The sequence below is a fragment of the Streptomyces sp. NPDC094143 genome, from assembly GCF_040303825.1.
GTDB lineage: Bacteria > Actinomycetota > Actinomycetes > Streptomycetales > Streptomycetaceae > Streptomyces.
In genome coordinates, this window is sequence record NZ_JBEOTZ010000002.1 from 399181 (window position 1) to 425752 (window position 26572).

General features: G+C 75.4%; 24 protein-coding genes. 9 read left to right on the plus strand and 15 right to left on the minus strand.

What is annotated here, in order from left to right; genetic code table 11:
- Positions 1-282: 282 nt before the first annotated feature.
- Positions 283-1224, minus strand: a complete 942-nt coding sequence (locus ABTZ58_RS04430) for an LAETG motif-containing sortase-dependent surface protein (RefSeq protein WP_351350262.1) — start codon at positions 1222-1224, stop codon at positions 283-285.
- A gap of 296 nt (positions 1225-1520) precedes the next feature.
- On the opposite strand from ABTZ58_RS04430, the gene ABTZ58_RS04435 reads away from it, so the two are divergent.
- Together ABTZ58_RS04435 and ABTZ58_RS04440 are read left to right on the plus strand one after the other, a co-directional pair.
- Positions 1521-3203, plus strand: a complete 1683-nt coding sequence (locus tag ABTZ58_RS04435) for a glycoside hydrolase family 13 protein (RefSeq protein WP_351350264.1) — start codon at positions 1521-1523, stop codon at positions 3201-3203.
- 391 nt (positions 3204-3594) lie between these two features.
- Complete coding sequence (locus ABTZ58_RS04440) at positions 3595-4329, plus strand: Ig-like domain-containing protein (RefSeq protein ID WP_351350266.1); 735 nt, start codon at positions 3595-3597, stop codon at positions 4327-4329.
- Here ABTZ58_RS04440 and ABTZ58_RS04445 read toward each other — a convergent pair.
- A complete protein-coding gene (locus tag ABTZ58_RS04445) occupies positions 4323-4808 on the minus strand; it encodes a hypothetical protein (RefSeq protein ID WP_351350267.1) in 486 nt (161 codons plus the stop codon). The two genes, ABTZ58_RS04440 and ABTZ58_RS04445, sit on opposite strands and share 7 nt — an antisense overlap.
- 42 nt (positions 4809-4850) lie before the next feature.
- Positions 4851-5225, minus strand: a complete 375-nt coding sequence (locus ABTZ58_RS04450) for a DUF6479 family protein (RefSeq protein WP_351350269.1) — start codon at positions 5223-5225, stop codon at positions 4851-4853.
- Between the two features lie 186 nt (positions 5226-5411).
- Between ABTZ58_RS04450 and ABTZ58_RS04455 the strand changes: the two genes are divergently transcribed.
- The 3 genes from ABTZ58_RS04455 to ABTZ58_RS04465 all read left to right on the plus strand — a co-directional run bounded on the left by ABTZ58_RS04455 (position 5412) and on the right by ABTZ58_RS04465 (position 9460).
- Positions 5412-5825 carry a DUF5994 family protein gene (locus ABTZ58_RS04455; RefSeq protein ID WP_351350271.1) on the plus strand — a complete coding sequence of 138 codons (414 nt, stop codon included), beginning with the start codon at positions 5412-5414 and terminating at the stop codon, positions 5823-5825.
- Between the two features lie 533 nt (positions 5826-6358).
- On the plus strand, positions 6359-8263 hold the full coding sequence (locus ABTZ58_RS04460; protein WP_351350273.1) for a hypothetical protein: 1905 nt from the start codon (positions 6359-6361) through the stop codon (positions 8261-8263).
- A 324-nt stretch (positions 8264-8587) separates the two neighbouring features.
- Entirely contained in the window at positions 8588-9460 is an 873-nt protein-coding gene (locus ABTZ58_RS04465; RefSeq protein ID WP_351350275.1) for a putative RNA methyltransferase, read from the plus strand.
- Here the strand turns inward: ABTZ58_RS04465 and ABTZ58_RS04470 are convergent.
- The 4 genes from ABTZ58_RS04470 to ABTZ58_RS04485 form a co-directional block, all read right to left on the minus strand.
- Positions 9454-10116, minus strand: a complete 663-nt coding sequence (locus ABTZ58_RS04470; RefSeq protein ID WP_351350277.1) for a DUF4328 domain-containing protein — start codon at positions 10114-10116, stop codon at positions 9454-9456. The two genes, ABTZ58_RS04465 and ABTZ58_RS04470, sit on opposite strands and share 7 nt — an antisense overlap.
- 4 nt (positions 10117-10120) lie before the next feature.
- Positions 10121-10483 (minus strand): DUF952 domain-containing protein, encoded by a 363-nt coding sequence (locus ABTZ58_RS04475; RefSeq protein ID WP_351350279.1) that lies wholly within the window; start codon positions 10481-10483, stop codon positions 10121-10123.
- 25 nt (positions 10484-10508) lie between these two features.
- Positions 10509-11468, minus strand: a complete 960-nt coding sequence (gene bla / locus ABTZ58_RS04480; RefSeq protein WP_351350281.1) for a class A beta-lactamase — start codon at positions 11466-11468, stop codon at positions 10509-10511.
- Between the two features lie 467 nt (positions 11469-11935).
- Positions 11936-13579 (minus strand): penicillin-binding transpeptidase domain-containing protein, encoded by a 1644-nt coding sequence (locus tag ABTZ58_RS04485; RefSeq protein WP_351350283.1) that lies wholly within the window; start codon positions 13577-13579, stop codon positions 11936-11938.
- Positions 13580-13693: 114 nt separating this feature from the next.
- Between ABTZ58_RS04485 and ABTZ58_RS04490 the strand changes: the two genes are divergently transcribed.
- Both ABTZ58_RS04490 and ABTZ58_RS04495 read left to right on the plus strand, forming a co-directional pair.
- A complete protein-coding gene (locus ABTZ58_RS04490) occupies positions 13694-14644 on the plus strand; it encodes a LysR family transcriptional regulator (protein ID WP_351350285.1) in 951 nt (316 codons plus the stop codon).
- Positions 14641-15513, plus strand: coding sequence for a serine hydrolase (locus tag ABTZ58_RS04495; RefSeq protein WP_351350287.1), 873 nt, complete (start codon positions 14641-14643; stop codon positions 15511-15513). Before ABTZ58_RS04490 ends, ABTZ58_RS04495 begins: the two co-directional genes overlap by 4 nt.
- Position 15514: 1 nt before the next feature.
- On the opposite strand, the gene ABTZ58_RS04500 is transcribed toward ABTZ58_RS04495, so the two are convergent.
- From ABTZ58_RS04500 to ABTZ58_RS04525, 6 genes are all read right to left on the minus strand, one after another.
- Positions 15515-16075 carry a tellurite resistance TerB family protein gene (locus ABTZ58_RS04500; protein WP_351350288.1) on the minus strand — a complete coding sequence of 187 codons (561 nt, stop codon included), beginning with the start codon at positions 16073-16075 and terminating at the stop codon, positions 15515-15517.
- 176 nt (positions 16076-16251) lie between these two features.
- Positions 16252-16812 carry a flagellar biosynthesis protein FlhF gene (locus tag ABTZ58_RS04505; protein ID WP_351350290.1) on the minus strand — a complete coding sequence of 187 codons (561 nt, stop codon included), beginning with the start codon at positions 16810-16812 and terminating at the stop codon, positions 16252-16254.
- Positions 16796-17287 (minus strand): RNA polymerase sigma factor, encoded by a 492-nt coding sequence (locus ABTZ58_RS04510; RefSeq protein ID WP_094057990.1) that lies wholly within the window; start codon positions 17285-17287, stop codon positions 16796-16798. The genes ABTZ58_RS04505 and ABTZ58_RS04510 overlap by 17 nt, the downstream gene beginning before the upstream one ends.
- Positions 17284-17901, minus strand: a complete 618-nt coding sequence (locus ABTZ58_RS04515) for a class F sortase (RefSeq protein ID WP_351350292.1) — start codon at positions 17899-17901, stop codon at positions 17284-17286. Before ABTZ58_RS04515 ends, ABTZ58_RS04510 begins: the two co-directional genes overlap by 4 nt.
- On the minus strand, positions 17898-18299 hold the full coding sequence (locus ABTZ58_RS04520; protein WP_351350294.1) for a sortase-dependent protein: 402 nt from the start codon (positions 18297-18299) through the stop codon (positions 17898-17900). The genes ABTZ58_RS04515 and ABTZ58_RS04520 overlap by 4 nt, the downstream gene beginning before the upstream one ends.
- Before the next feature lie 162 nt (positions 18300-18461).
- A complete protein-coding gene (locus tag ABTZ58_RS04525; protein WP_351350404.1) occupies positions 18462-19997 on the minus strand; it encodes an alpha/beta hydrolase in 1536 nt (511 codons plus the stop codon).
- A 360-nt stretch (positions 19998-20357) separates the two neighbouring features.
- Between ABTZ58_RS04525 and pip the strand changes: the two genes are divergently transcribed.
- Positions 20358-21329 (plus strand): prolyl aminopeptidase, encoded by a 972-nt coding sequence (gene pip / locus ABTZ58_RS04530; RefSeq protein ID WP_351350296.1) that lies wholly within the window; start codon positions 20358-20360, stop codon positions 21327-21329.
- A gap of 303 nt (positions 21330-21632) precedes the next feature.
- Here pip and ABTZ58_RS04535 read toward each other — a convergent pair whose 3' ends face one another.
- Positions 21633-23684 (minus strand): RICIN domain-containing protein, encoded by a 2052-nt coding sequence (locus ABTZ58_RS04535; protein ID WP_351350298.1) that lies wholly within the window; start codon positions 23682-23684, stop codon positions 21633-21635.
- A 268-nt stretch (positions 23685-23952) separates the two neighbouring features.
- Here ABTZ58_RS04535 and ABTZ58_RS04540 point away from each other — a divergent pair, with 268 nt between their 5' ends.
- Complete coding sequence (locus ABTZ58_RS04540) at positions 23953-24957, plus strand: LacI family DNA-binding transcriptional regulator (protein WP_351350300.1); 1005 nt, start codon at positions 23953-23955, stop codon at positions 24955-24957.
- 78 nt (positions 24958-25035) lie between these two features.
- Here the strand turns inward: ABTZ58_RS04540 and ABTZ58_RS04545 are convergent, their stop codons facing one another.
- Complete coding sequence (locus tag ABTZ58_RS04545) at positions 25036-26487, minus strand: DEAD/DEAH box helicase (protein WP_351350302.1); 1452 nt, start codon at positions 26485-26487, stop codon at positions 25036-25038.
- Positions 26488-26572: the final 85 nt, after the last annotated feature.

Here is a 26572-nt window from a genome sequence, read left to right on the forward strand (position 1 = left end):
CGCCGAGCGACCGCCGAGCGACCTTCCGACGCCGCGCGCAGCCGCAGAGGGGACCGTCTGTCGTCGCGCGGTCGTTGAGGGTGCTGTGTGTCGTCGCGCAGCCGCAGAGGGTGCTGTCTGTCGTCGCGCAGTCGTCGAAGTTGCGGTCTTCGCGCGCCCCCGCGGGGGAGATCCCCCGCTCCGCGCGCCGCCGTCGGCGAAACCCTCCCCCCGGCGCGCACGAGGGCGCCCCCGCCGCTGTCGCCGTCGGACGGCAGCAGCGGGGGCGTCACCGCACGCGGATCAGGCGCCCGGAGCGTTCCGCCTCGCCCGGCGGCGGGTCGTCACGACGAGGGCCGCGCCGCCCGCGAGCAGCGCCGCCGCGCCGAGGGCTATCGGGCCGGTGCTGCCGTCGGCGCCGGTCTCGGCGAGGTCGCCGCCACCGCCGTTCGGCTTCGGGGCGGCGGGCGCCGACTCGGAGGCGCTCGGGGTCGGGGTGTCCGTGTCCTCGGACGGCGGGGCGGAGGGCTCCGCCGGCTCGGACGGGGACGCCGGCGGGGTGGTGCCCTCGGCCGGCTCGGACGGGGTCGCGGGCGGCGTGGAGGCGGGCGGCTCCTCCTCCGCCGGCGGCGGGGTCGTGCAGTCCTTCGTGCCGCCGTTCCAGGCCGCGATCAGCTTGTCCTTGATGACCGGGCGGTCCGGCCCCTTGGGCAGCTCGCCGTGGACGAAGCCGTCCTTCGCGTCGAGCTCCCCGTCGAACTTCACCGCGCCCCGGTAGAGGTCGATCTGCCCGAAGCAGCCCCGGTCGGGGATGGCGATGTCGAGCGAGTCGGTGGCACCCGGCTTGACCGTCACCGTGTCGAAGTCGACGAACACCTGCTCGCCGGAGGTCGCGAAGGTCGCGCCGTGGGCCAGGTAGGAGGCGAGGGAGGCCGTGCAGGTCGAGGCGTCACCGGCGGTGCGCACCTTGATGTGCACCTTGCCGTCCTCGGTCGGCTTCAGGTTCTGGTCGTCGACCTTGACGGAGTCGAAGAAGCCGGTGCCGTCGAGCGAGAACTGGCAGCGGTCGGTCCCCGTCTCCGTGCCCGCGCCCGTCCCGGGCCGGTAGCTGCCGCCGGACGACCAGCCGTCACCGCCGGGCGTCCCGTGGGCGAGGGCGGTGGTGGCGGAGGCGGCGCAGAGGGCGAGGGCCGCGGCGCCCGTCCCCAGCAGGCGGCGCGCGGTGGCACGTCTCGCTATGGACATAGGGGTATCCCGTTTCTTGGCGTGTGCCGGAACCCGGGTGGCCGCATGCGGGCAGCGCGGCGCGCGGCTGCCGGGGCCGTACCGGGGGTGAGTGGTTTGAAAAACACTGGGCTCATTGGTCACATGCGCCTCAGTGAGCCCCCATGGTGGCGGCGCCGCAGCACACTGTCAACCTGCGGGAACGCAAAGGAAGTTACCGCTCCAACACACTTCCGACACAGTGGGAATGGATCACTCCGATCAACCTGTTGGTTCCTTTTTCCGGCATTCTGGACAGATTTAATGCTGTCGCCCGTATGCCCTGCAAAGGAGACCGCGTGACCGATCGCTCCACCCTCGACCTGTCGTCCCGCGACCCCGACTGGTGGCGGCAGGCCGTCGTCTACCAGGTCTACCCCCGCAGCTTCGCCGACGCCGACGGTGACGGACTCGGCGACCTGCGCGGCATCACCCGCCGCCTCGGTCACCTCGCCGCGCTGGGCGTGGACGCCCTGTGGCTGAGCCCCTTCTACCCCTCCGAACTCGCCGACGGCGGCTACGACGTCGCCGACCCCCGGGACGTCGACCCGCGCCTGGGCACCCTCGACGACTTCGACACGCTGGTCGCCGAGGCCCACCGCCTCGGCCTGAAGGTCATCGTCGACATCGTCCCCAACCACTCCTCGCACCGGCACCCCTGGTTCCAGGAGGCCCTGGACGCCGGGCCCGGCTCGGCCGCCCGCGACCGGTACGTCTTCCGCGACGGCCGCGGCGAGCACGGTGAACTCCCGCCCACCGACTGGCAGTCCGTCTTCGGCGGCAGCGCCTGGAAGCGGGTGCCGGACGGCCAGTGGTACCTGCACCTGTTCGCCCCCGAACAGCCCGACCTCAACTGGGAGAACCAGGAGGTCCGCGCCGACTACCGCACCACCCTGCGCTTCTGGTCCGACCGCGGGGTCGACGGCTTCCGGGTCGACGTCGCCCACGCCCTCGTCAAGGACCTGAGCGAACCGCTGCGCGACCTCGGCCGGCCCGAGCTGAGCCGCGAGGAGGCGCTCACCGCGCTGCCGCCCGGCACGCACCCCTTCTACGACCGGGACGACGTGCACGAGATCTACCGCGACTGGCGCAAGATCCTCGACGCCTACCGTCCGCCCCGCATGGCCGTCGCCGAGGCGTGGGTGCCGGGCGCCCGGCGCGCGCTGTACGCCCGCCCGGACGAGCTGGGGCAGGCCTTCAACTTCGAGTACCTGCAGGCCCGTTGGGACGCCGGGGAGCTGCGGCAGGTCATCACCGACTCGCTCGCCACCGCCCGGGCCGCCGGCGCCTCGGCCACCTGGGTGCTGTCCAACCACGACGTGATCCGGCACGCCTCCCGGCTGATGCTCCCGCCGGACACCGACCTCAACGCCTGGCTGCTTTCCGGCGGCCGTGCCCCGGCCGTCGACGAGGCGGCCGGGCTGCGCCGGGCCCGGGCGGCCACCCTGCTGATGCTGGCGCTGCCCGGCTCGGCCTACGTCTACCAGGGCGAGGAACTGGGCCTGCCCGAGGTCGCCGACCTGCCCACCGAGGTGCTCCAGGACCCGATCTGGGAGCAGACGGGTCACGTCCGCAAGGGCCGGGACGGCTGCCGGGTGCCGCTGCCGTGGACGACGGCCGGACCCTCGTACGGCTTCGGGCCGGGCGGGGCCTGGCTGCCGCAGCCGCCCGGTTTCGCCGCGTACGCCGTGGAGGCGCAGGACGGTGCCGAGGGCTCGACCCTGGAGCTGTACCGCACGGCACTGCGGTTGCGCCGCAAGCTGCTCGACGGTGAGGATCTGGCCTGGGCGGCGGACGCCCCGGACGGTGTCCTGCAGTTCGACCGCTGCGAGGGCTGGCGCTGTGTGACGAACCTGTCCGCCTCGGCGGTGTCGCTGCCGGCCGGTGAGGTGCTGCTGAGCAGCGCGCCGCTGGAGGACGGCCGGCTCGGGCCGGACACGACGGTGTGGTTGGGGAGGTAACCACGGGGAGGTAACCACCCCGCCGGCCGGCGCGGCTGCCCGCGCCCCTTCGGGGGCGCGGGCCCACCCGTCGGGGCCCACCCGTCGGGGCCCACCCGCCGGGGCCCACCCGCCGGGGCCCACCCGCCGGGGCCCACCCGCTGGGGCCTCCACCCGTTTCGGCGCCCACGCGCTTGGGTCCGCCCGCTTCGGCGCCCACCCGCTGGGGCCTCCACCCGCTTCGGCGCTCACCCGCTTGGGCCCACCCGCTTCGGCGCCCACCCGCTTGGGCTCGCTGCGGGTGCCGTCCGCCCGCTTGGGCCCGCTGTGGGTGCCGTCCGCCCGGGCGGACGCGAGGATCGTCGGCGGAGTGTCTCGACAGGCCGTATCCGGACAGGGAGCCTCGCCCGCGATGAACAGGTCCAGCAGGTCAGCAGCCGTGCCCGGGGTCGTCGTCGCGGGAGTGCTCGCGGCGTGCGGGACGCCGGCGGCGGCCCGGGACGGCGCACCGCTGCGGGGGGCCGCCGTCATCGCGCCCGGCCGCGAGGGCATCGTCGAGGTCGCGGGCGTCCGGGACGCGCTGCCGGGAGCCACCGTGACGCTGATCGCGCCCCGGGGCACGCGGGTGACGGGCGCGCCGCTCGACGGGTCCGGCCTCCGGGGGTCGGTCGCCGCCGGCGGGCGCAGCGGGTCGTACACCGTCACCGGTGGCACCGCCGCGCCGGACCGTACGTTCCCCTTCGTGCTGGCGGTGCCCGCGGACGCCGTGCCCGGCACCCGGCTGCCCGGCTGCGTCCTGCGCGTCATCGACGAGCGGGGCGTACGGCGGGCCGGCGGCCGGTGCTCGGTGACCGTGGGGCTGGCCGGGCCGACGCTGGCCCGGCCGCTGTCCGGCGTCCCGCTGGCCACCCGGCCGGAGATCTCGGACACGGCCCATCCCGGCGCCCGGGTCACCGTCCGCGACAAGGACGAGCGGGAGGCCTGCGCGACCACGGCGGGGCCGGACGGCGCCTGGGCGTGCACGCCGGGCCCGGCGCTGCCGGTGGGGGCCAATCGTCTCCAGGCGGTCGCCACCCTGAACGGGGTGAGCGCGATGAGCGAGCAGATCGACATCGCGGCGGCGGAGGCCGCCGCGGGGCGTCAGTAGCGGACCGCCCGGGCCACCTCCGCCCGGACGTCACCGGACAGGTCGTGGGTGCTGCGGGCGGTGGCCGTGGCGGACTGGCCGGCCTGCACGTGGCCGACCGTGACGATCACGGTGTCGACCAGTCGTCCGCCGGAGTCCTCGAAGTCGACCTGGACGGCGAAGGACCGGGCCGCGTCGTCGGTGTTGCGGACGGTGACCTCGCTGCGGACCCGGCCGTCGGACCCGGTCACGGGCCTGCCGGCCGCGACGTCGCCCTTGGCGTCGACGCCGCCCTGGATGTCGCCGAGCCGGCGTTCGGCCTCCGCCGCGGCCGATTCCACGGCCTCGGTGGCCTGCGAGGCGATCGACCCGACCGCCGACTCGGCCTTGCGCGCGGTGTCCGCGGGGCTGTCACCGCCGCAGCCGGCGAGCACGCCGGTCAGGGCGAGGGCCAAGGCGGCTCCGGCCGTGACCCCGCGGGTGCGGTGTACGACTGCCATGTCGCCTCCCGGCGAGCCGTGCGGACCGCACGGCTCACGGCATCACGTGTGTCCGAGGCCGCCGCCGCCGAAGGATCCGCTGGATCCGGGCGACCAGCGCCGCGGTTTCTGGTCCTTGCCGGTCCTGGTGCTCGCGCGGTGCAGCTCGTGCGGCATGAGCCGGCGCCCGTCGCGGGCCACGACCGGCACGTCGTCGGGCTCACGCATCTCCCGCATCTCGCGGACCGGCCCGGACTCCGGCAGGTGCGGCTGCTCCGCGGGGTCGGGGTGGTGGGTGTCCTTGTCCATGACCTGCATCCCGACGCGCACGCCCCAGATGAGCGCGCACGCCACGATCAGCCCGGCGATGAAGGCGAGGGTCACGGCGACCGCGTGGTCTGACGACGCCGCCAGCACTTCGTACGTTGCCGTATTCATGCTCCGATTATCGCTGACAACTTGTTATAAAGCGCCCGGAATGTCTGCTGCTCCCGGCCGGGCGCCGGACGCCACGCAAGGCCCCGCTCCCGTACCGGCGGGCGGGGTACGGTGGAGGAACCGGGGTAGGTCGCACTGCGGCGGCGCACGGTCGCCGGCCGCCCCCCGTCCGCAGCAGGAGCCCTCATGACGTCCGCCTCGTCGCCCCCGCCCCAGGTCCCCGCCCCGTCCGGGGCCCGGCTGAAACTCGCCGACCAGCCGCGCGAGCGCCGCACGGCCCGCAGGATCGACGGGGCGTGGTGGCCCCGCTCCTACGACCTGGCCGCGGAACTTCCCGGACTGCTGGCCGGGCTGCCGCCCGCCTGGGGCCGGATCAGCAGCGTCCTCGTCCACGGGGACATCTGGCTCGACTGCCCGGAGCGGGTGGACGTGGCCGGCCAGGCCGTCCACGTGGGCCGCAGGGACACGCCCACCGCCTCCGACACCGTCTGCCTGCTCGCCCCCGGCCGCGGCCGCTGGGACCTGCTGGTGGTGCCGCCCGGGACGGCGGAGGCCGAGGCGGACCGGCTGATGGAGCGGGCCGTCACCCAGGGCGCGTGAGCGGTGCCGGCCGGCGGTGGCGGCGCCGTACGCCCCTTCGGGTCGGCGGCCACCGCGCCCCACAGCGGGCCGGCGGCCACCGCGCCCCACAGCGGGCCGGCGGCCACCACGCCCCACAGCGGGCCGGCGGCGAGGAAGCCGTTGCAGAGGCCCTGGTGGGCGGCGGGGGCCGGCACGGGCGCATCATCGCGGACCCGCCCCGCCGCCCCCGTTCGGGCCCGTCCGGGAGGCGCGGCGTGGTGCCGGGTGGCAGATTGCGGCCAGTGGAAGGCCGGCCGGGCCGACGCGTCCCCGCGTGTGCCGCTCGGGAGCCCGGCCCGGCCTTCCCGCCTGTGCCCGGGCCGTAACGTCGGCAGGATCCGCTCGGTGACCTGCGGGTGACGAGCTGCTGCGCCGGTGGCCAGGAACCGACCCTTCTCGGTTGACCGGTCGCCTCAAGTTTGATCAGCTGTCTCACTCATCTTGTTCGATTCTGATCGAGCAGTGTCCGGCTCCCAGGGGGGGAGCTTGTGACGAGTGGGGGAGTTCCCTTGATGCATCACGATGCCGGCGTGCCGCGGCGTGCCCGGTTCCGGCGCGGCGCGGCCGCCCTGACCCTGCTGGCACTGACCGGCGGCACCGCCCTGACGGGCGCCTCCGCCGCCACGGCCGCGGGCAGCCAGGTGCTCGCCGGGAAGGCGTGCACGCCGACGGAGGGGTTCTCCGGCTGCCGGCTGTTCGATCCCACGGGTGCCCGCGAGGACTTCCAGGTCCCGGCCGGTGTCACGGCGCTCGACGTGCGCGCCTGGGGGCAGGGCGGCGAGGGCACGCCCTTCGCCAACGGCGGGGCGGGCGGCTACACCGCGGGCACGCTCAGTGTCACGCCCGGGGAGAAGCTGTCGGTCGCGGTCGGCGTGCAGCGCTTCGGTGACGCGCTCGGCGGCGCGGGCGGCGGCCGGTACGCCGCGGTCGGCGGCAACAGCAGCGGGGTGCGCAGCGGCGACGGCAAGCCGCTGCTCATCGCGGCCGGTGGCGGCGGCGGTGGATACGGCGACGTGGAAGCCGGCCAGGGCGGCCCCGGCGGCGGCGAGCGAGGTCAGGACGACACGGAGTCCGAGCGCGGCGGCAAGGGCGCGGCCGGTCCCACCGGCGGTGCGGGCGGCGGCAACGGCTCCGCGGGCGCCGACGCCTCCGGCGGCGGCAAGGGCGGCGCGGGCGGCTCCGGTGCGCACGGCTACGGCGGTGGCGGCGGCGCCGGTCACGCGGGCGGCGGCGGTGGCGGCGGCACGGACGAGGAGCGCGGCCTGATCGGCAGCGGCGCGGGCGGCAGCAGTTACGTCGATCCCGACCGGGTGAAGGACGCCCGTCTGCTCACCGGCAGCCGGACGGTGCCCCCGGCGAAGAACGACCCGTTCTGGCAGTCCTCCGGCGAACCGGTGCGCGGCGGGATCGCCGAGGGCGGCCTCAACACCGACCGCTCCGGCGACGGGCGCGTGGTCTTCCAGTGGAAGACCCCCGCCGTCGCCGAGCTGGTCCGGGTCTCCGGCACCGACGAGATGGTCCAGCCGGGCGGCGGCGCCGGCCCGCTGGCCGTGGTGGCCCGGGACAAGGCGGGCAACGCCGTCGAGAACGCCTCCGTCACCTTCACCATCGAGGACCCCGACCAGCAGGGCGCCTTCTTCTACGTCAAGGGCGGCGCCGACTCCACCGAAGTCGTGGTGCCGACCGACGCGCGCGGCCGGGCCGAGTCCCAGCCGATCCAGGTGGGCGGCGAGGAAGGCGCGTTCACCGTCCGCGCGGCGGTCGGCGGCGTCTCGACGGTCTTCTCCGTGCAGGTGAAGGACTCGGCGTACACCGTCTCCGTCGCGGGCGGCGACGGCCAGCGGGCCGAACAGGGCACGGACTTCGAGGAGGCCTTGGCGGCCGAGGTCGTCAAGTCGGGCACCGCGGCACCGGCCGGCACCGAGGTCGAGTTCCGGGTCGAGGACGAGAGCGAGGACGCGCCCCGCTTCGCCGACGGTGAGCGGGTCGTCCGCGTGGAGACCGACGAGCGGGGCGGTGCCACGGCCCCGACCCTGACGGCCGGTGAGGGCACGGGCACCTACACCGTGACCGCGTCGGTCGGCGGCGCCATGACGCAGTTCGCGGTCGAGGTCGTCCCCGGCGACGGCACGCAGGACCCCGGCCCGGGCGACGAGCCGTCGGGCAGCCCGAGCCCCTCGGCGGCCCCGAGCCCCTCGGCGGGCACCGGCGGCACGACCGGCGGTGACGGCACCTCCCCGGGCGGCACCTCCACCACGGGCGGAACGTCGACCGACCTCGCCGGCGGCAGCCTCGCCTCCACCGGCGCGGGTGGCATCGGCCTCCTCGCCGCGGCGGCCGCGGCCCTGGCGGCGGTGGGCTTCGCGGCCTTCCGCTACGGACCGCGCCTCAGCATCCGCTCGCGCGACCACGGCTGACCCCGGGCCTGACCCGGCGTCACCGCGACGGCCCGCACCCGGACACACGGGTGCGGGCCGTCGGCGTTCCACCGGCCGATCGGACGTCCGCCCGGACGGGCGGCCCCCGGCGACCGGTGCGGCGCCGGGTAGCCTGGCCGCATGGCCCTGGCATGCAACGCCCTGCCGCACTGCTTCCTCTGACACCGCGGTGAGGACGGCGACGTGAGCGCGTCACGTCGCCGTCCTCGGCGCGCCCGCCCACGGGCGGGCGCCGGCGACTCACGTCCACCGCCCGCACGCGGCCCGGCACTCGGCCCCGCCGCGTCGTCCAGGAGCACCGCCATGCCTTCGGGTCCCGCCCGCCTGCCGTCCGACCGGCTGCTGACCGTCCTGACCTGCCCCCAGTGCCCCTCCGGCCTCACCCGCGCCGACGGCGCCCTGCGCTGCGCCGCGCGGCACACCTTCGACATCGCCCGCCACGGCTACGTGAGCCTGCTGACCGGCCACCGGCGCGCCGCGAGCGCCGACTCCGCCGGCATGGTGAGCAGCCGCGCCGCCTTCCTGCGCGCCGGGCACTACGACCCGCTCGTCCGCGTCCTCGCGGACCTCGCCGCCGGTCTGGCACCCGCCGACGCCACCGTGCTGGACGCGGGCGCGGGCACCGGCCACTACCTGGCCGCCGTCCTGGACGCCCTGCCCGGCGCCCTGGGCATCGGCCTGGACACCTCCGCCGCCGCCCTGCGCGCCACGGCCCGGGCCCATCCCCGCGCGGAGGCCGCCGGCTGGGACGTCTGGCGGCCCTGGCCCGTGCGCACCGGCTGCGCCCACCTCGTCCTCAACGTCTTCGCCCCCCGCAACGGCCCCGAGTTCCGCCGCGTCCTGCGCCCGGACGGCGCCCTGCTCGTCGTCACGCCCACGGGACGGCACCTGCGCGAACTGCGCGAGCCCCTGGGGCTGCCGGCGGTCGACCCCAGGAAGGAGGAACGCCTGCGCCGGACCCTGTCGGCCGCCTTCCGGCTCGATCACACCGAGCCGCTGGAGTTCACCCCGGCCCTGACGGCCGGGGACGTCGTCCACCTGGTGGCCATGGGCCCGGCCGCGCGCCACCTCGACGCGGCGGAACTCCCGGGCCGGGTCGCCCGGTTGGGGACGCCGGTGCACGTCACCGCGTCGTTCGCCGTGTCGGTGTACCGGCCCGTCGGGTCCGCTCAGTAGCCCTGGCGGGCGAGGTGCTCGTCCTGCGCCGTCGTGAGCGTGCGGATCATGAGGGCGGCGGCCACGGCCGCCGCCACGATGACCAGATCGGCGGCCAGCAGGGGCAGGACGTCGGTGTAGGCGCGGGCGATGACCTCGTCCGTGTCGTCGGCGTGGACGATCCCCGCACCGCCCGCCAGACCCGCCAGCCACAGCCCCCACCACCAGTTCACGACGGCGGGCAGCGGCCGCCCGGGGAAGACCGAGCGGTGGACGTCCGCGACCACGCCCCGGGGTATCCACAGGTTGGCGACGGGCACGATCCAGCCGAGGAAGAGCCAAAGGGAGCCGTAGCGCGGTGCGGTGCCCGACAGGGCGCGGGCGTTGTCCCGCATCCGGTCCAGCCAGAACAGGAACACCACGGCGCAGACGGCCGTGACGACGCCGCCCGCCGCGGCGACCTGGTGGTAGGAGTCCTCCAGTGCGGTCGGCGGGCGGTGCGTGCCGCCGCCCTGGTCGGGCGGGCCCGACGCCGGCTGCCCCGCCAGGAACAGCCGCAGGTGCCACACCGCCCGGACGGCCCAGGCCAGCCCGGCCAGCGCGAGGGCCGCGACGGCGCAGCGGGCCGGACGCACGGCGGGGGCGGGGGCGGTGTGGGCAACTTCCTGGACGGTCACCCGGTCATCCTGTCGTACTCAGTTCCGACGCCCGGCCCTCCCCGTCCCACCGCACCTGGAGGACGTGGTCGACGGCGTCCCGGTCGAGCGGGCCGAAGACGTGCGGGAACAGGGTGTCCCCGGAGACGCCGGGCGGCGGTGCGGGGGCCGCCGCCTCCCACTCCACCCTCGCGGTCAGCCGCGTCTCGTCGAGCGCGAGCACCAGCAGGGGCCGGGGCGCGTCCCGGTAGAAGGCGTTGACGACGGCCAGCGTGGTCGCCTCGTCCGGGGAGCAGTGCACGAAGCCCTCCTCGGCGAGGGATGCGGGGGCGTACGGCCGGCCGGGTTCGGTGGTCCAGACGGTGCTCGGTACGACGTGGTAGATCATGGCCCCGTTATAGCCCTCCCCGGTCTCACAGGCCGAGGGCGGCGACGGTTCGCCGGGTCGCCTCGGCGACCAGGGCGTCGGAGGGCTCGGCGTCGTGGCCCGGGCGGTCGGTCATCACGGCGAGCACGAGCGGCTCGCCGCCGGGCGGCTGGACCACCGCGACGTCGTTGGCCCGGCCGTAGTCGCCCGTGCCGGTCTTGTCGGCGACCTTCCAGCCGCCGGGCAGTCCGGCCCGGATGCGGCGGGCGCCGACGGGGGTGGCGTTGCGGGAGAGCCAGTCCAGGAGCAGCGCGCGGTCGCGGGCGGGCAGGGCGGTGCCCAGCAGGAGCGCGCGGAAGTCGGTGGCGACCGCCTCGGGGGTGGTGGTGTCGCTGGGGTCGCCCGGCGGGACGTCGTGCAGCTCGGGCTCGTAGTGGTCCATGCGGCTGGTCCTGTCGCCGAGTCCGCGCAGGTAGGCGGTGAGCTTCCGCGGGCCGCCGATCTCGCGCATCAGCAGGTTGCCGGCCGCGCCGTCGCTGAAGCGGACGGCGGCGTCGCAGAGCTGGCGCAGGGTCATGCCCGTCGCCAGGTGCCTGCCGGTCACCGGTGTGGTGGAGCGCAGGTCGGCCCGGGTGTAGGTGATGCGCCGGTCCAGGTCGTGCGGGGAGCGGTGGTGCAGGACCGCCGCGGCGGCCAGGGCCTTGAACACCGAGCAGAACGCGAAGCGTTCCCCGGCGCGGTGCACGACGGTGGCCCCGGTGCCGGTCGCGAGCGCGTAGACGCCGACCCGGGCGCCGTAGGCGCGCTCCAGGTCCGCGAGCCGGGCGCGGCGCACCGGCGGCCGGCTCGGCGCCGGGGTGGACCGGGAGGACGCCGACGGCGGCGGATCGGCGCGCCCGGACGACCGGTCGCCGGCGGCGCAGGCGGCGAGGGGCAGCGGCAGCGGCAGCAGGGCCGCGGCCGCGAGGAAGGAGCGGCGGGAGGACACGGACCGGTCGGAGGACATACACGTGCTCTTCTCACTCGGCCGCCCTTCCCGACCCGGCGGCGACACGGGACGAACGGCCCCCGGACGGCGGGCTTGTCGGGCGCAGACGGCAGCGGGACGGGACGGGGCGGGTGTCGGGGACGCCTGTCGGGCGAGGGGGCGGGGGCCTTCTCGGCCGGGAACGGCACCCGGCGCGGTACGGTCCGCTCTCGGGCCGGGGAGCCGCGACACTGCGGCTTCTCGGGCCGGGGCAGCACCCGGTGTGGGCGCGGCACCGGCGGGGCCACGGCGCCGGGACGCGGCCGGTGCGGGCCTGGCAGTCGCGTTTCTCGGGGCGGGATGGCAGCCGGGCAGGCGTGGCAGTCGCGGTTCTCCGGCCGGGGCGTGGCGTCGGCGGGGCTCGGGTACGAGCGGCCCTCCCGGGAGCCGGCAGGCCTGGGGCCACCGAGCGGCCCTCCCGGGAGCCGGCAGGCCCGGGGCTGCGCTCATTCCGGGTCGCCGGGCACCGCGGCCAGCAGGCCCCGGACGATCGGTCCGGCCGAGCCGCCGCCGGTGACGCCCTCCTCGACGACGCAGGCGACGGCCACGTTGCCCCGGTGCGCGACGAGCCAGCCGTTGTTGTCCTGGTCGTCGGAGACCTCGGCGGTGCCGGTCTTCGCGCCGACCTCGCCGGGCAGGCCGGCGAGGACCTTCGCGGTGCCGTCGGTGACCGTGGCCCGCAGCATCGCGCGCAACTGCGTGACGACGCCCCCGGGCAGCGGGGTCGTGTCGGTCGTGTCCTCGGTGCCGGCGGTGAGCGAGGGCTGGTGGAACGTGCCGGACACGGCCGTCGCCGTCACGGACGCCATGATCAGCGGGTTGGCCTGCACCCGGCCCTGCCCGATCATCGACGCCGCCTTCTCCGTCTCGTCCTTCGGCACCGGCACCGAGCCGTCGTACGTGGGCGCCCCGACGTGCCACTCCTGCCCGACCCCGAAGTACTCGCGGGCCACCTCGCCGAGCTCCCCGTCGTCGAGCCGGTCGCGCAGGCTGATGAACGCCGTGTTGCACGACTCCGTGAAGTCCTTGCGGAAGGTCGCGCCCGGATGCGCGGACAGCTCCACGTTCTGGAACCGCTTGCCCACCGTGAGGTACTTGGGGCAGTCCACCACGTCGTCCGGCGCGACGGCGTCCTTCAGCAGCAGGGCGCTGCTGGTGACGATCTTCCAGGTGGAGCCGGGCGCGTAGGTGCCGGAGAGCGCGCGGTTGAAGCCGGACGCCGGGGAGTTGGCCACGGCCAGGATCTCGCCGTCGTCGATGCGCAGCGCGACCAGCGCGGCGTTCTTGCCGTCGGCGTGGGCGGCGAGGGCCTGCTCCGCGGCGGACTGCCAGTCGGCGTCGAGGGTCGTGGCGACCGGGCCCCGGTCCGCCCGGACCGTCTTCGCGCCGAAGGTGGCCTCCGTGCGCTCCACCTTCCCGGTGGCCCGGTCGACCAGGCGGATCGCGCCCCGCGCCCCGGTCGCCGTGCCGTCGCCCCCGGCGAGCCGGGTCATCAGCGGCGCCAGCGAGGGGTGGTCGGCGGCGGACAGGGTGGCTCCGTCGCGGTCCTTCACCTCGGGGGGCTTCGTCTCCTCCCGCTCCAGGCGGAACTTCTCCGTGTCGCTCAGCCGCGGGTGGACGAGGGACAGCGTCCAGTCCACCTTCCAGGTGCCGTCGCCCTGCTCGCGCAGCGGCAGCTTCGACTCGTAGGTCCAGGTGCCCAGACCGGTGACGGGCATCCGGGCGGTGAAGGGCACGGTGACCGCGCCGTCCCCGGCCTCGGTCGCGGACCCGGCCGTGAGCTTCGGCTCGCCGATGTCGAGCCCGGTGGTGAAGCTGTCCAGCACCCGCCGCGCCGTTGCCGGGCTGGTCGTGCGGCCCGCCGCGTCGGGCACGCGGCCGGCGGCCCAGTCGGCCAGGAACGCGCGGGCCTGCTTCCCGGCCTCCGGATCGGGCCCGGTGTCCCGCTCGAAGGGCCCGAGACCGGCCGCGTACGCCCCGCCCGCGACGGCGGCCAGCACCACCGCCCCGGCGACGACGGCCCGCAGGCCCCTGCGGCGCGGTCCGGGTCCGCCGGTGACGACGCCCGTGTGGTCGGTGTGAGTGTCCATGCGTCGAGGACAGCAGTGGTCCGGCATCCTGTCCAAGACCGATATCGGTGTCGGATCAATATCCAGTCGATATGATTCCTGCTCGTGGACCTGGTGCGGCACCTGGAGTGCTTCGTGGCTGTTGCAGAAGAGTCACACTTCGGCCGTGCCGCCGCCCGGCTCGGCATGGCCCAGCCGCCGCTGTCGCAGCGCATCCAGCGCCTGGAGCGGCACCTCGGCGTCCGGCTCTTCGAGCGCACCAGCCGGCAGGTGACCATCACCGAGGCGGGGACGCTGCTGCTGGCCGAGGCCCGCGAGGTGCTCGCCCGCTCCGAGGCGCTGCTGGCCACCGCGCGCCGCATCCGTGACGGCGAGACCGGGCTGCTGCGGGCCGCCCTGCCCCCGGACGTCTCCGGCGAGACGATCGCCGCGCTGCTCACGGCGTTCGCCGAGGGCGCCGCCGGCCTGGAACTGGAGCTGCACGAACTGTCCACCGCCCAGCAGCTGGAACGGTTCGCCGCGCACGAACTGGACGTCGGGCTCATCCACCACCCCTGCGACGTCTCCGGGCTGGAGCTGGGCCCGGTGCTCCGCCGCGAACTGGGCGTGCTGCTGCCCGGCGACGCGGCCGCGGCCGGGCTGGCCGAGGTCCCGCTCGCCTCCCTCACCGGCCACGACCTGATCCTCTTCCCCCGCACGGCCGCGCCCGCCGTCTACGACGACCTGCTGACCACCTGCGCCCGCAACGGCTACACCCCGCCCGCCGTACGCCAAGCCCAGGGCGCCGGCTTCGTCCGCGGCCTGGTGCTGTCGGCCCGGGCGGTCGCCCTCAGCCCGCGGGACGCGCACGGCGACGCGGAGCGCGACGCGCCCCCGGGAGCGGACAGCGGTGTCGTGTGGCGCCCCCTCACCGGTGCCCCGCTCGCGCTGCGGCACTCCGTCGCCTGGCCCGGCGGGCGGGGCGACGCCGCCGTCGGCGCGTTCGCCGAGGCCGCCGCGAGCGCGTTGCGCGGCACCGCCGGTGCCACCCCCGACCTGCCCTCCCGCCCGCTCCATCTGCGCCCGGCCTCGGAGTACTGGCTGTGACCGACGTCCTCGCCCGCATCCATACGGCCTTCGCCGACGCCGGGGTCACCGGCCGGCTGCACGCCGTGGACATCGACTCCGGCGCGCAGCTCGACGCCGGCGCCGACCAGCCGGTGTGCACCGCCAGTGTCCACAAGCTGTGTCTGCTGGTCGCCCTGCACCAGCGGGCGGCCGAGGGGCTGCTGGACCTCACCGAGCAGGTCGAGTGCCCGCCGCAGGGCCGCACCACCGGTCCTACGGGGCTCGCCGCGATGCTCGACGGCGCCCGGCTGTCCCTGCGGGACCTCGCCTTCCTGATGATGTCCGTCAGCGACAACGCCGCCGCCGACCTGCTGCTGGCGCGGGTCGGCCTCGACGCCGTCAACCGCGCCACGGCCCGCCTCGGCCTGGCGCACACGTACGCCGTCCACACCTTCGGCGAGCTGCTCGCCACCATCAAGGAGGACGCCGGTCCCGGCGGCGCGGGGGCGCTGGCCGACCCGCACGTCGTCACCCGGCTCCGCGCGCTCGACCCGGCCCGCACCAACCGCAGCACCCCGCGCGACATGACCCGGCTGCTCGCCGCCGTCTGGCGCGACGAGGCGTGCCCGCCGGAGCACGGCGCGGCCATCCGCCGGGTCCTGGGACTGCAGGTGTGGCCGCACCGGCTGGCCTCCGGCTTCCCCTTCGACGACGTGCACGTCGCGGGCAAGACGGGCAGCCTGCCGACCGTGCGCAACGAGGTCGGCGTCGTCGAGTACCCCGACGGGGGCCGCTACGCCGTCGCCGTCTTCACCCGCACGGCCCGCACCTCCGCGCTCCTGCCCGCCGCCGACGCCGTCATCGGCACGACGGCCCGCCTGGCCGTGGACGCCCTGCGCGCCCGCTGACTCAGAGCTGGAACTCCGCCGGGGACAGCCCCAGCGCCGCGCAGGCCTCGCGCAGGACCTGCGCCTCGGCCTGCGAGAAGTGGCCGTCGGCACCGGCGATGACCATGCCGGTCTGGATCACGGCCCGCGCCTCGCTGGGCTTCTTGGCGGCCTTGGCGATCTCCTGCATCGCCTCCGCCTTGCCGTGCTGGAAGTTCATCGTCAGCTGGTCCACGTGCTTGCCGAAGCGCTGGCGCAGCTGCTCCGGCGGGAAGTTCTGCAGCACGTCGTTGCTCAGGATCATCGATTCGACCTGCTGGCGCTCGGAGGCGTCCACCTGCCCGTCGGCCGCCGCGACCAGGGCGCACATCGCCATGCTCGCGTCCCGGTAGGCACCGCTCTTCAGCTCGTTCTTCAGCGATCCGAGCTGCGTCTTGAACAGGCCGATCAACTGGGCCTTGCCGCCCCCGCCGGACCTCGAACCGCCACTGTGCCCGCCGCTGTGCCCCCCGGGCGCGCCGTGTCCGGACTGACCCTGCTGGAGAGCCTTGGCCTGATCCTTCAGCCGGTCCCACACTGCCATTGCCGTCACCTCGGTATTCGTCACCGTCAAAGGACGCACCCGCTCGCGCGCGCACACCCTCCCAACGCCCGGCCCACGGGCAAAGGTTCCGCAAACCCTCTCACCCGGCGCGGCTCCTCGCTCACCGCGCCGCTCCGGTGGCGGGCCGGGTGACGCCGAACGGGAACGCCCCGGGCCTACCGGCGCTCGGGGGCCGGCGCCCCGGCCGTCCCCGTGCGGGCCGCGGAGGGCACGGGCCGGACCGGGGTCTGCGTGGCCGGAGGGGTCCCGGGTGTGGTGCGGGCGTCGCCGCCGGACTGCGCGGCGCGGGCGGGCTCGGTGGCACGGGGGGTGGTGCGCGGCTGCGCCGGGCGGGAGTCCTCGGCTCGGGGACCCGCGGTGCTCGGGCCCGGAGTCCGCGCGCGATCGGCGGCGGAGTCCGTCGCGGACGGCGAGGGAACCGGGGTGGCGGGTGCCCGGGTGGGGTCCGGCGGGGCCATCGGGACCGTCGGGACGGCGGGCGCCTCCGGTGCGCTCAGGCGCAGCGGGAGGACCACGAGGGCGGCCACGGCGCAGCACAGGCCCGCCCCGGCCGCGGTGCGCAGCAGCCGCCGGCGGGTCGCCCGGCGGCGGACCGTCTCGAACTGGCCGGGCGGCGCGCCCAGGTAGTCGGGCGAGGAGGGCCGCAGGATCACGGCGAGCGGGTCGTCGGGGCCGAACTCCGGCTCGCCCGGGGCGTCGTCAAGGCGTGTGGTCAAGGCTTCTCCTCAGATGGACGCGGAGCAGTTCCCGGGCCGCGTGCAGATCGGCCTTGACGGTTCCTTCCTTGCGCCCGGTCAGGGCGGACACCTCCCGGACCGGCATGTCAGCGTAGTAGTGGAGGAGGATCGGGACGCGCAGTCGCTCCGGCAGCGCCTGCACCAACAGCCGCACCGAAGGGTCGGCCTGCTCGGGGTGGGGGCGTACGGCGGCCTCCGAGGTGACGCGGTGCAGGGCCCGGCGCTCGCGCTCCAGTTTGCGCCAGTGGTCCCGGACGAGGTTGGCCGCGGTGACGTAGAGGAACCCGCGGGGCTCCTCGACGGACGTCCAGCGCGCCCACAGCCGGGTGAACGCCTCGGAGGCGATCTCGTGGGCCGTCTCGTCGTCGTCGACGAGACGGCGGCACCAGCCGGCGAGACGCGGGTAGAGGGCGGCGAACAGCTCGGACGCGGCCTTCTCACGGGACCGTTTCAACGCTCTCCAGAGGTGGGGGACTCGGCGCCGTCCTGCGCGGCGAACACGATCACGTTGTCCGCGTATCCGTCGCCGGTACGCGCTCCGCCGCAGGTGATCAGCCGCAGCTCCGGGCGGTCCACGTTCCCGTAGACGTCGTCCACCGGGAAGTCGTGCTTCGGGACGGTCCGTACGGCGGTGACGGCGAAGGCCGCCGCCGTGCCGTTCTCCAGGCGCGACTCGATCCGGTCGCCGGGGCGCAGCCGGGCCAGGTGGCGGAAGACGCCGTCGCCGTGGCGGCCGACCGTGACGTGGCCGAGGAGGACCGACGGCCCGGTCCGGCCCGGTGGCGGCGAGTGCCGGTACCAGCCCGCCCGGTCGTGCGGCGTGACCGGCGGCACCTGCACGGTGCCGTCCGCCGCCAGGCCCAGCGGGATGACCGGGGTGTCGACGCCGATCGCCGGGATCAGCAGCCGGACCGGGACCGGACCGGCCGCCGGACGCGACCCCGCGGCCGGCGTGCGCGTCCGCGGGGTCCCGGTGGCGCGCGGCCGCGCCGCCGGACCGCCACCGCAGGCCGTCAGCACGGACGCCAGGGCCCCGGCCGTGAAGGCGCGCCTGGAGAACGCGGTCATGCCCCGCTCGCCCGGCGGCGCCTGGCGAAGACCGTTCCGCCGCCCACCAGGAGCACCGCGGCGGCGCCCGCGCCGATCGCCGTGCCGTCGGTGCCGGAGTCCCGGTGGCGGCCGGACCCCGTGGTCACGCCGGTGTCGGGCGCGCCGCTGGGCACGACGGACACCTGGTCCCGCGCCGGTGCCCGGGTCGGCTCGGCGCTCGGGGCCGGGCGGGCCGGGCGACTCCGCTCGGCGGGCGCGGCCGGCTCCGGCGTGTCACTCGCGGCCGGGTGGGTGGTCGGCCGGGCGGCCGACGGGACGGGGCTCGGGGCCGTCGCCCCGTCCGCGGACGCGGGCCCCGTGCCCATCAGTACGGCGGTGCCCGTGAGGGCCAGCAGGCTCAGGACGGTTCGGCGCATGGAGTCGCACTCCCAGGTCGGTGAACAGGTCGTGCGGAGAGACGAGGCGGGGACGGAGCGGGTTGTAAAGAGACGGCAAAGTCCCGCAAGAGGGGGTCGGGACCCGAAAAACCCCGGGCTCCCCGTGCGGCACGGGGAGCCCGGGGTCCGGGGCGGGAGGGGTCAGCGCAGGGTTCCGATGCGGTCGAGCCGCTCGTCGACGCCGTTGCGCAGCTCACCGAGGGTCGTGCCCGCGGGGGCCGTCTTCGGTGTGGAGGACGGCGGCTGGGTCTCGTCCGCGCAGGTGGTGCCGCGCGCCGGGACCTCGAGGTCGACGAGGTAGCCGGTCACGGCGTCCGTCGCGCAGGCGCTGCGGCCGAAGGCGGTGTGCCCCTCGGCCTTGAAGGTCAGCAGCCGGCCGTTGTCGAGCGTCCGGGACAGGGCCACCGCGTCCTGGTACGGGGTGTCCGGGTCGCCGGTGGTGCCGAGGACCAGGATCGGCGCGGAGCCCTTCGCACGGAAGGAGCCGGCGTAGCGGCTGGGCTTCTCACCGGTCCACTGGACGCAGGCGGTGGCGTGCTGGTGGTCGTAGGTCGGCGGGCCGTACGCCATGGCCGGGCCCAGCAGCGGCGCCAGTTCCGCGTTCCGGGTGACTCGCCGCTTCAGCAGGGCCGGATCGCGCGGGTAGTCCTTGTCGACGCACTCGACGGCCACGTTGGGGTTGAGGAAGTCGTAGCTGGCCGGGGACGGCGGACGCAGCAGGAACGAGGTGTTGTCGCGCTGCTGCGCCTTGCGCAGGGCCTCACCGAGGGAGGGCCAGATGACCTTGCCCTCGTTGATGTTGAACATCAGGCGGTAGACCAGGGTGTAGCCGTTGGCCTGCCCGCCGTTGGCGGTCGGCACGGGGCCGGCGTCCAGGTCGGCCTTGAGCTTCTCGAACGCGCCCCGGGGGTCGCCGTCGCCGAACCCGCAGGTGGCCTGGTCGGCCTTGCACCAGTCGAGGAAGCGGCCCATCGCGCCATCCAGCGCCAGGTACTGGGGCCGGTCGTAGGCGTACGGCTTGTTCGCGTAGTGCTCCGGGTCGTAGCCGCCGTCGAGCACGAGGGCGCGCACGCGCTCGGGGTACATGGCGGCGTAGACGGTCCCGATGTAACTGCCGAAGGACCGTCCGTAGTACGTCAGTTGCTCCTCCCCGAGCGCCTGACGCAGCAGGTCGACGTCCCGGGCGACGTACCCGGTCCCCACGTACGGCACGAGACCGCCCGCGTTGTCCTGGCAGCCCTGGACGAACGAGGCGGCCTGGCGCACGGCCGGCTCGTAGGCGTCCGGGCCGGGGGTGCCCTTGGCGGCGGTGACGGCCTGCGTGTACGTCGGGTCGTCCCAGCACACCACCTGCGAACTCCGGCCGACACCACGGACGTCGTAGCCGAAGACGTCGAAGTTGTCGCGCAGGGAGGCGGGCAGTCCGGCGTGGTTGTTGCGCACGAAGTCGACGCCGGAGTTGCCGGGGCCGCCGGGCTGGAGGAAGAGCGTGCCCTTCTTGGCGCCCTGGTCGGCGGCCTTCTTGCGGACGACCGCCAGGGTGATGGTCCTGCCCTGCGGGTCGCGGTAGTCCAGCGGCACCTGCGCGTTCGCGCACTCGAACCCGCCCTGGCAGTCGGCCCAGTTCAGGCTCGGCACGGTCGGCTGCGGGTCGGTCGCGGTGGGCTGGGCGGCCATCGCCTGGGGCGCGGTGGCGGCGGATACGGCGAGCGCCGCGGCGGCGGCGAGGGCGACGCGCAGCCGGGGCAGACGTCCGGCCGCGCGCGCGGCGGACCGGCGTCCGCCGTGTTCTGTCGTTCTCACTGAGTGGATTCCCCCTCGGCACGCGGGCGTCGGCCCGGCGCCCTCGGTCGGTCGATCGGACTGGTCGGTCGATCGCGTCGGTCGGAGGCAGTTTCCAGCCGGGCCGGGTCACAGGGAGCGGCCGGGGCGGGATTGTCGGCATCCTGGGACGTGATCTTCGCACTACCTGGCGGTAGTCGTGTGGGTGTTCACTTTCGGAACCCCGGCTCTCGGCTCGCGTGACAGGATTCCGGCATGCCCGAGCTCTATCCCGACTCCGTCGAGCCGTACGCCCACGGCATGCTCGCCGTGGGCGACGGCAACCTCGTCCACTGGGAGACCTGCGGCAACCCCGACGGCAAGCCCGCGCTCGTGCTGCACGGCGGACCGGGGTCCGGCGCGGGTCCCGCCTGGCGGCGGCTGTTCGACCCGGAGGCGTACCGCGTCGTGCTGTTCGACCAGCGCGGGTGCGGGCGCAGCACGCCCGACGCGGCGGATCCGGAGACCTCGCTCGCCGCCAACACCACACAGCACCTGATCGCCGACATCGAGCTGCTGCGGCTCCACCTCGGCATCGAGGAGTGGCTGGTCCTGGGCGGCTCCTGGGGCGTCACCCTCGCCCTGGCCTACGCCGAGCAGCACCCCGCACACGTCTCCGAGCTGGTGCTGTTCAGCGTCACCAGCACCACGCGCCGCGAGGTGGAGTGGGTGACGCGGGACATGGGGCGGATCTTCCCCGAGGAGTGGGCCCGGTTCCGCGACGCGGTACCGGAGGGGGAGCGCGAGGGGAGTCTGGCCGACGCGTACGCCCGGATGCTCGCCGACCCGGATCCGGCCGTGCGGGAGCGGGCCGCGCGGGAGTGGTGCCGGTGGGAGGACGTGCACGTGTCGACGCACCCGGGGCACCGGCCCGACCCGCGCTTCGAGGACCCGCGCTTCCGGTTCCGCTTCGCCCGCCTCGTCACGCACTACTGGCAGCACGCCGCGTTCCTGGAGGACGGGGCGCTGCTGCGCGACGCCGGGAAGCTCGCCGGCATCCCTGGGGTGCTCATCCACGGCCGTATGGACATCAGCGGGCCGCCGGACGTGGCGTGGCACCTGGCCCGGGCGTGGCCGGACGCCGAACTCGTGCTGATCGGCGACGAGGGGCACGGGCTGGCCGGCAGCACCTCGGCGGGGGCGGTGGTGGCGGCGACGGACCGGTTCCGCACGGCGCGCGGGCGCTAAGGCAGGTCTGACCATTCCCGTCTGCTGCGCCACGCCATGCACGCACTCTCGCCGCACCGGCCCCCGACCGACCCCGCCGAAGGACGGCACCGGCGCCCGCGCCCAGGTGGTCCGCCGCCAGCCCGACGGCAGCCGGCCGCGCGTACTGGACCAGCCGGAGTTCACGCCGCCCGCCGCCGGGAGCGACCGGGGCTGACCGCGGACCGCGCCCGGCCCCCGCCGAGCGACGGGGGCCGGGCGGACGGTCGGGGCGTCCTGGCGCCGGGGCTCTCCGCGGGGATGCCAGGCCCCGGACGGCGGGACCTAGTCCGTCACCTCCGTCACCCTCCAGCGCTGGTTCGCCCCCGAGTTGGGCTGCCAGACGCCCACGGGGGCGTTCTCGTTCGTGGACTGGCCGGAGACGTCCGGGAGCAGGCCGGTGGCCGCGTTGACGAGGGTCCAGGTGCCGTCGCCGGTCGTGGAGGCGATCCACTCGGCGGCCCTGTCGCGGCGGCCCGTGTCCGGCTCGGCGACCAGGGCGTCGCCTCGGACGGCGAGGCGCTTGTCCGAGGCGGACTCGGTGAGGACGTAGCGCTTGCGGTTGCCGGTGCCGCGGATGCGCTCCACCGTCCACTGCCGGCCGGCCGGGTCGGCCGAGGCGCCGCGGATGACCAGGCCCGTGCCGTCGCCGGCGATCGCGAGGTCCTTGCCGCTCTGCACGCCGGTCAGGCGGTAGGTGTGGCCCGCGCGCAGTTCCGCCGCGTCCTTCGCGACGCCCGAGACGCCCTCGACGAGGAAGGACGTCACCGACTGGGCGGGCACGGCGACAGTGGCCCGTTCGCCGGTGACACGGACCGGCCGCTGCCTGTCCAGCTTGCCGCCGGCGCTGGTCACCACGGGAGTGACGGTGGCGCGGGAGGAGACACGGCCGAACTTCGACAGGTCGAGCGTGACCTCGCGCGTCTGGCTGGTGCTGTTGACGTGCACGACGGTTGCGGCGTCGCCCTCGCGGGAGACCGCGGCGGTGCTGGACGTGTCGTCGGTCTTGATCAGCCGGTCGCCGGGCCTGATGAAGTGCGTGAAGTTGCGGGCGGTGTCGAACTTGGTGTTCGTGTACACCGGGCAGGTCTCCAGCGTGTCCTTCGCCGTGCAGCTGAACGGCAGCTGGATCTCGCCCCAGTTGCCGCCCTTCGCCGACTCGCCGCCCGGCCTCATGTTGTCGTAGTCCTCGACGGGCTGCCAGAACACCCAGGCCCTCGGCTCCAGTTCGCGCAGGTCGTCGACGATGCGCTGGGCGAGGCCGAGACCGGGCCGCATGTCCGTGAAGCTCTGGCCGTCGCCCCAGTCGCCCTCGACCTCGCTCATCCACAGCGGCTTGTCCGCCGCCTTGGCCAGGTCCCGGACGGTGGTGCGCTGGCCGGTGCCGTAGGTGTGGACGTTCATCCGGCCGACCAGGTCGCGGACCTCCTGCGGGTAGGAGTTCCAGTTGGTGGCGAAGGTGCCGGGGTTCGTCTCGTCCATCGCGGAGATCTCCGCGTGCGAACGGGACTTCTCCAGGACCGGGGCCAGGGCGCGCAGCACCTTCTGCTGGAGCTCGGGGCCCATGTGGGCGCCTTCCTGACGGCCGCCGACCGGCTCGCCGTCCGGGCCGAGCCGGGTGCCCCAGTAGTCCGTGTTCGGCTCGTTGAACGGGTCGAGCGTGCCGACCTCGATGCCGTGCGCCTTCTCCAGCCGCTCGGTCGCCCCCACCAGGTACTTCGCGAAGTCCTCGACGGACCCGGGCTTCAGCTGGTCCTCGCCGGCGTCGAAGTTGCCGGAGACGTAGCCGCTCTCGGTCATGAACCAGGGCGGGGAGTTGCTGAAGGTCTCCCAGTGGGTGATGTCCTTCTTGATGCGGTCGACCCACCAGCGCTGCGTCTTGTCCGCGTTCTCGTTCCAGTCGCCCGGGTCGTCCGCGTCCCACCAGTCGACGTCCTCGCGGGTGGTGCCCGCCGGGGCCTTCCACCAGCCCTCGACCGCGCCGCCCGCGCGCAGGTAGTCCTTCACGTCCGGGGCGTTGCCGCCGCCGATGTTGTAGCGGGCGATGTTCAGGGCCAGGCCCTCGTCGCCGAAGAGGAGCCGGTAGAGCTTCTCGCGTATCGCGGGCGGGTAGTCGCCGGTGGCGTTGGCGAACCAGACCAGGCTGGTGCCCCAGCCCTCGAACCTCTCCCCCGCGTAGGAGGGGTCCGGCCGGACGGTGACCCCGGCGGCGGCCCGGTCGGCCACCGGCTCGGCGTGCGCGGCCGGCAGGGTCGTCGTGGCCAGGATGGTTCCGGTCGCCACGGCGGTGACGCCGATGGCCCCGAGGAGCCTTCTCTTGCGGGTGCGGTGTGCCATCTCGAGTACTCCAGCTCGTGCGACCGGTGCGGGCTTCTGGTGTGGTTCGACGCCTTCTCGTGCGATTCCGACTAGGCGATGTTTACGTAAACATCCACTGGCGGGATGTCTACACTGTCCGAATCTCAGGGGTCAAGGAGTCGTTCCGGACCGAAAATTGCGCCGGGTGCGCGGCGAGGGGCAGGTGGGCACGGTGGACGGGGAGAGCGAACCGGGAGGCACGAGCCGTACGAGAAGGCGTGCTGCCCGGCGCCGCCAGGGCGCGTCCATGGCGGACGTCGCCCAGCTCGCCGGGGTCTCCTCCCAGACGGTCTCCCGCGTCTCCAACGGCTTCCCGGGCGTCACCGAGGACACCCGCCGCCAGGTCCTGGCCGCCATGCGGGAACTGGGCTACCGCCCCAACAGCGCGGCCCGGGCCCTGCGCCGCGGCGAGTTCCGCACCCTCGGGGTGATCACGTTCTCCCTCTCCACCATGGGCAACATCCGCACCCTGGAGGCCATCGCCACCTCGGCGGCCGGGCACGGCTACGCCGTCACGCTGCTGCCCGTGGCCGTCCCCACCCAGGACGAGGTGAACGGCGCGTTCTCCCGCCTGGGCGAACTGGCCGTGGACGCCGTGATCGTCATCATGGAGATCCACCTGCTCGACGCGGCCACGGTCTCCCTGCCGCCGGGCGTGCAGGTCGTGGTGGCCGACTCGGACGCGGGCGACCGCTACACCGTCGTCGACACCGACCAGGCGGGCGGCGCCCGGGACGCCGTACGGCACCTCCTCGACCTCGGCCACGAGACGGTGTGGCACCTGGCGGGCCCACAGGACTCCTTCGCCGCGCAGCGCCGCGCCAACGCCTGGCGCACGACGCTCACCGAGGCGGGCCGCACCCCGCCGCCCCCGGTGCGCGGCGACTGGTCGGCGCGGTCCGGCTACCGCGCCGGCCTCCTGCTCGCCGACGAGCCGGGCTGCACGGCCGTCTTCGCGGCCAACGACCAGATGGCCCTGGGCCTGCTCCGCGCCCTGCACGAACGGGGCCGCCGCGTCCCGGACGACGTCAGTGTCGTCGGCTTCGACGACATCCCCGAGTCGGCGTCCTTCCTCCCGCCCCTGACGACCGTCCACCAGGACTTCGCCGAGGTGGGGCGGCTGTGCGTGGAGGGGGTGCTGAGCAAGATGCGGGACGGGAGCGGCGGGGGGTCCACCGGGGGCGAGCACGGCACGACGCTGGTGCCGACGCGGCTGGTGGTGCGGCGGAGCACGGCACCCAGGGGGCGCTGAGGGCGGGGCACGACGGCCCCGACGGCCGCGCCGGACCGCCCCGGCCGCCGCCGGGACGGTGCTGCCGCCCGGGGGCGGTCAGCGGCGGCGGCCCCGGGACGGCCTGCCCCGGCGGCCGCTCGCGGCGGACCCGGTGCGGCCGGCGGGACGGTTCTCGGCGGCCGGCGGGGTGAGCACGACGGGCACGCCCGACGGCTCCTGCGCGCCCGTGATGCGGCTCAGCTCCGCCTCGCCCGGGGCCACGCGGGTGACCTGCGGGGTGATGCCCGCGTCGTTCATCAGCCGGGACATCTCGCGCCGCTGGTGCGGCAGGACCAGCGTGACGACGGTGCCGGACTCGCCGGCGCGCGCGGTGCGGCCGCCCCGGTGCAGGTAGTCCTTGTGGTCGGCGGGCGGATCCACGTTGACGACCAGGTCGAGGTTGTCCACGTGGATGCCGCGGGCGGCGACGTTGGTGGCCACCAGGACCGTGACGTCGCCGTCCTTGAACCGGGCCAGGGTCCGGGTGCGCTGGGACTGCGACTTGCCGCCGTGCAGGGCCATCGCGCGCACCCCGACCGCCAGCAGCTTCTTGGCCAGCCGGTCGGCGGCGTGCTTGGTGTCCAGGAACATGATCACGCGTCCGTCGCGGGCCGCGATCCGGGTCGTGGTGGCGTGCTTGTCGTCGTCCTCCACGTGCAGCAGGTGGTGCTCCATCGTGGTGACCGCGCCCGCGGAGGGGTCGACCGAGTGCACCACGGGATCGTGCAGATACGCCCGCACCAGCCGGTCCACGTTGCGGTCCAGGGTGGCGGAGAACAGCATCCGCTGTCCCCCGGGGCGCACCTGGTCGAGCAGCGCGGTCACCTGCGGCATGAAGCCCATGTCGGTCATCTGGTCGGCCTCGTCGAGCACCGTGACGCCGACCTGGTCCAGCCGGCAGTCGCCACGGTCCAAAAGGTCCTTGAGCCGGCCGGGCGTCGCGACGACGACCTCGGCGCCGGCGCGCAGGGCGTTCGCCTGGCGGCCGATCGGCAGCCCGCCGACCACCGTCGCGAGCCGCAGCCGCAGCGCCTTGGCGAACGGGGTGAGGGCGTCGGTGACCTGCTGGGCCAGTTCCCGCGTGGGCACCAGGACGAGCGCCAGGGGCTGCCGGGCCTCGGCCCGCTGCCCGTCGACGCGGGCCAGCAGGGCGAGACCGAAGGCGAGGGTCTTGCCCGAGCCGGTGCGCCCGCGGCCCAGGACGTCCCGGCCGGCCAGCGAGTTCGGCAGCGTCGCCGCCTGGATCGGGAACGGCTCGGTCAGGCCCTCGGCGCCGAGCGCGGCCAGCAGCCGCGGCGGCAGGTCCAGGTCGGCGAACGCCTCGACGGCGGGCAGCGCCGGGGTGAGCGTGGCGGGCGGTGCGAACTCCCGGGCGGGGGCGGAGCGGCGGGCGCCGTGGCCACCGTTCGCCGGTCGGGCGGCGGTGGTCTGGCCTGCCGCCTTGCGGGTCCGGAACCCGCCGTCGCGGGAGCGGGGGGAGCCGTTGCTCCTGCGAGCCGTGCGGTCCATGGGGAACCTTCCTCGATGCGGCACGTATCGGGGAATGCGCGACGGCGCCGGAGAGCCGCAGGATTCGCAAGAGCGAGCCGGAATG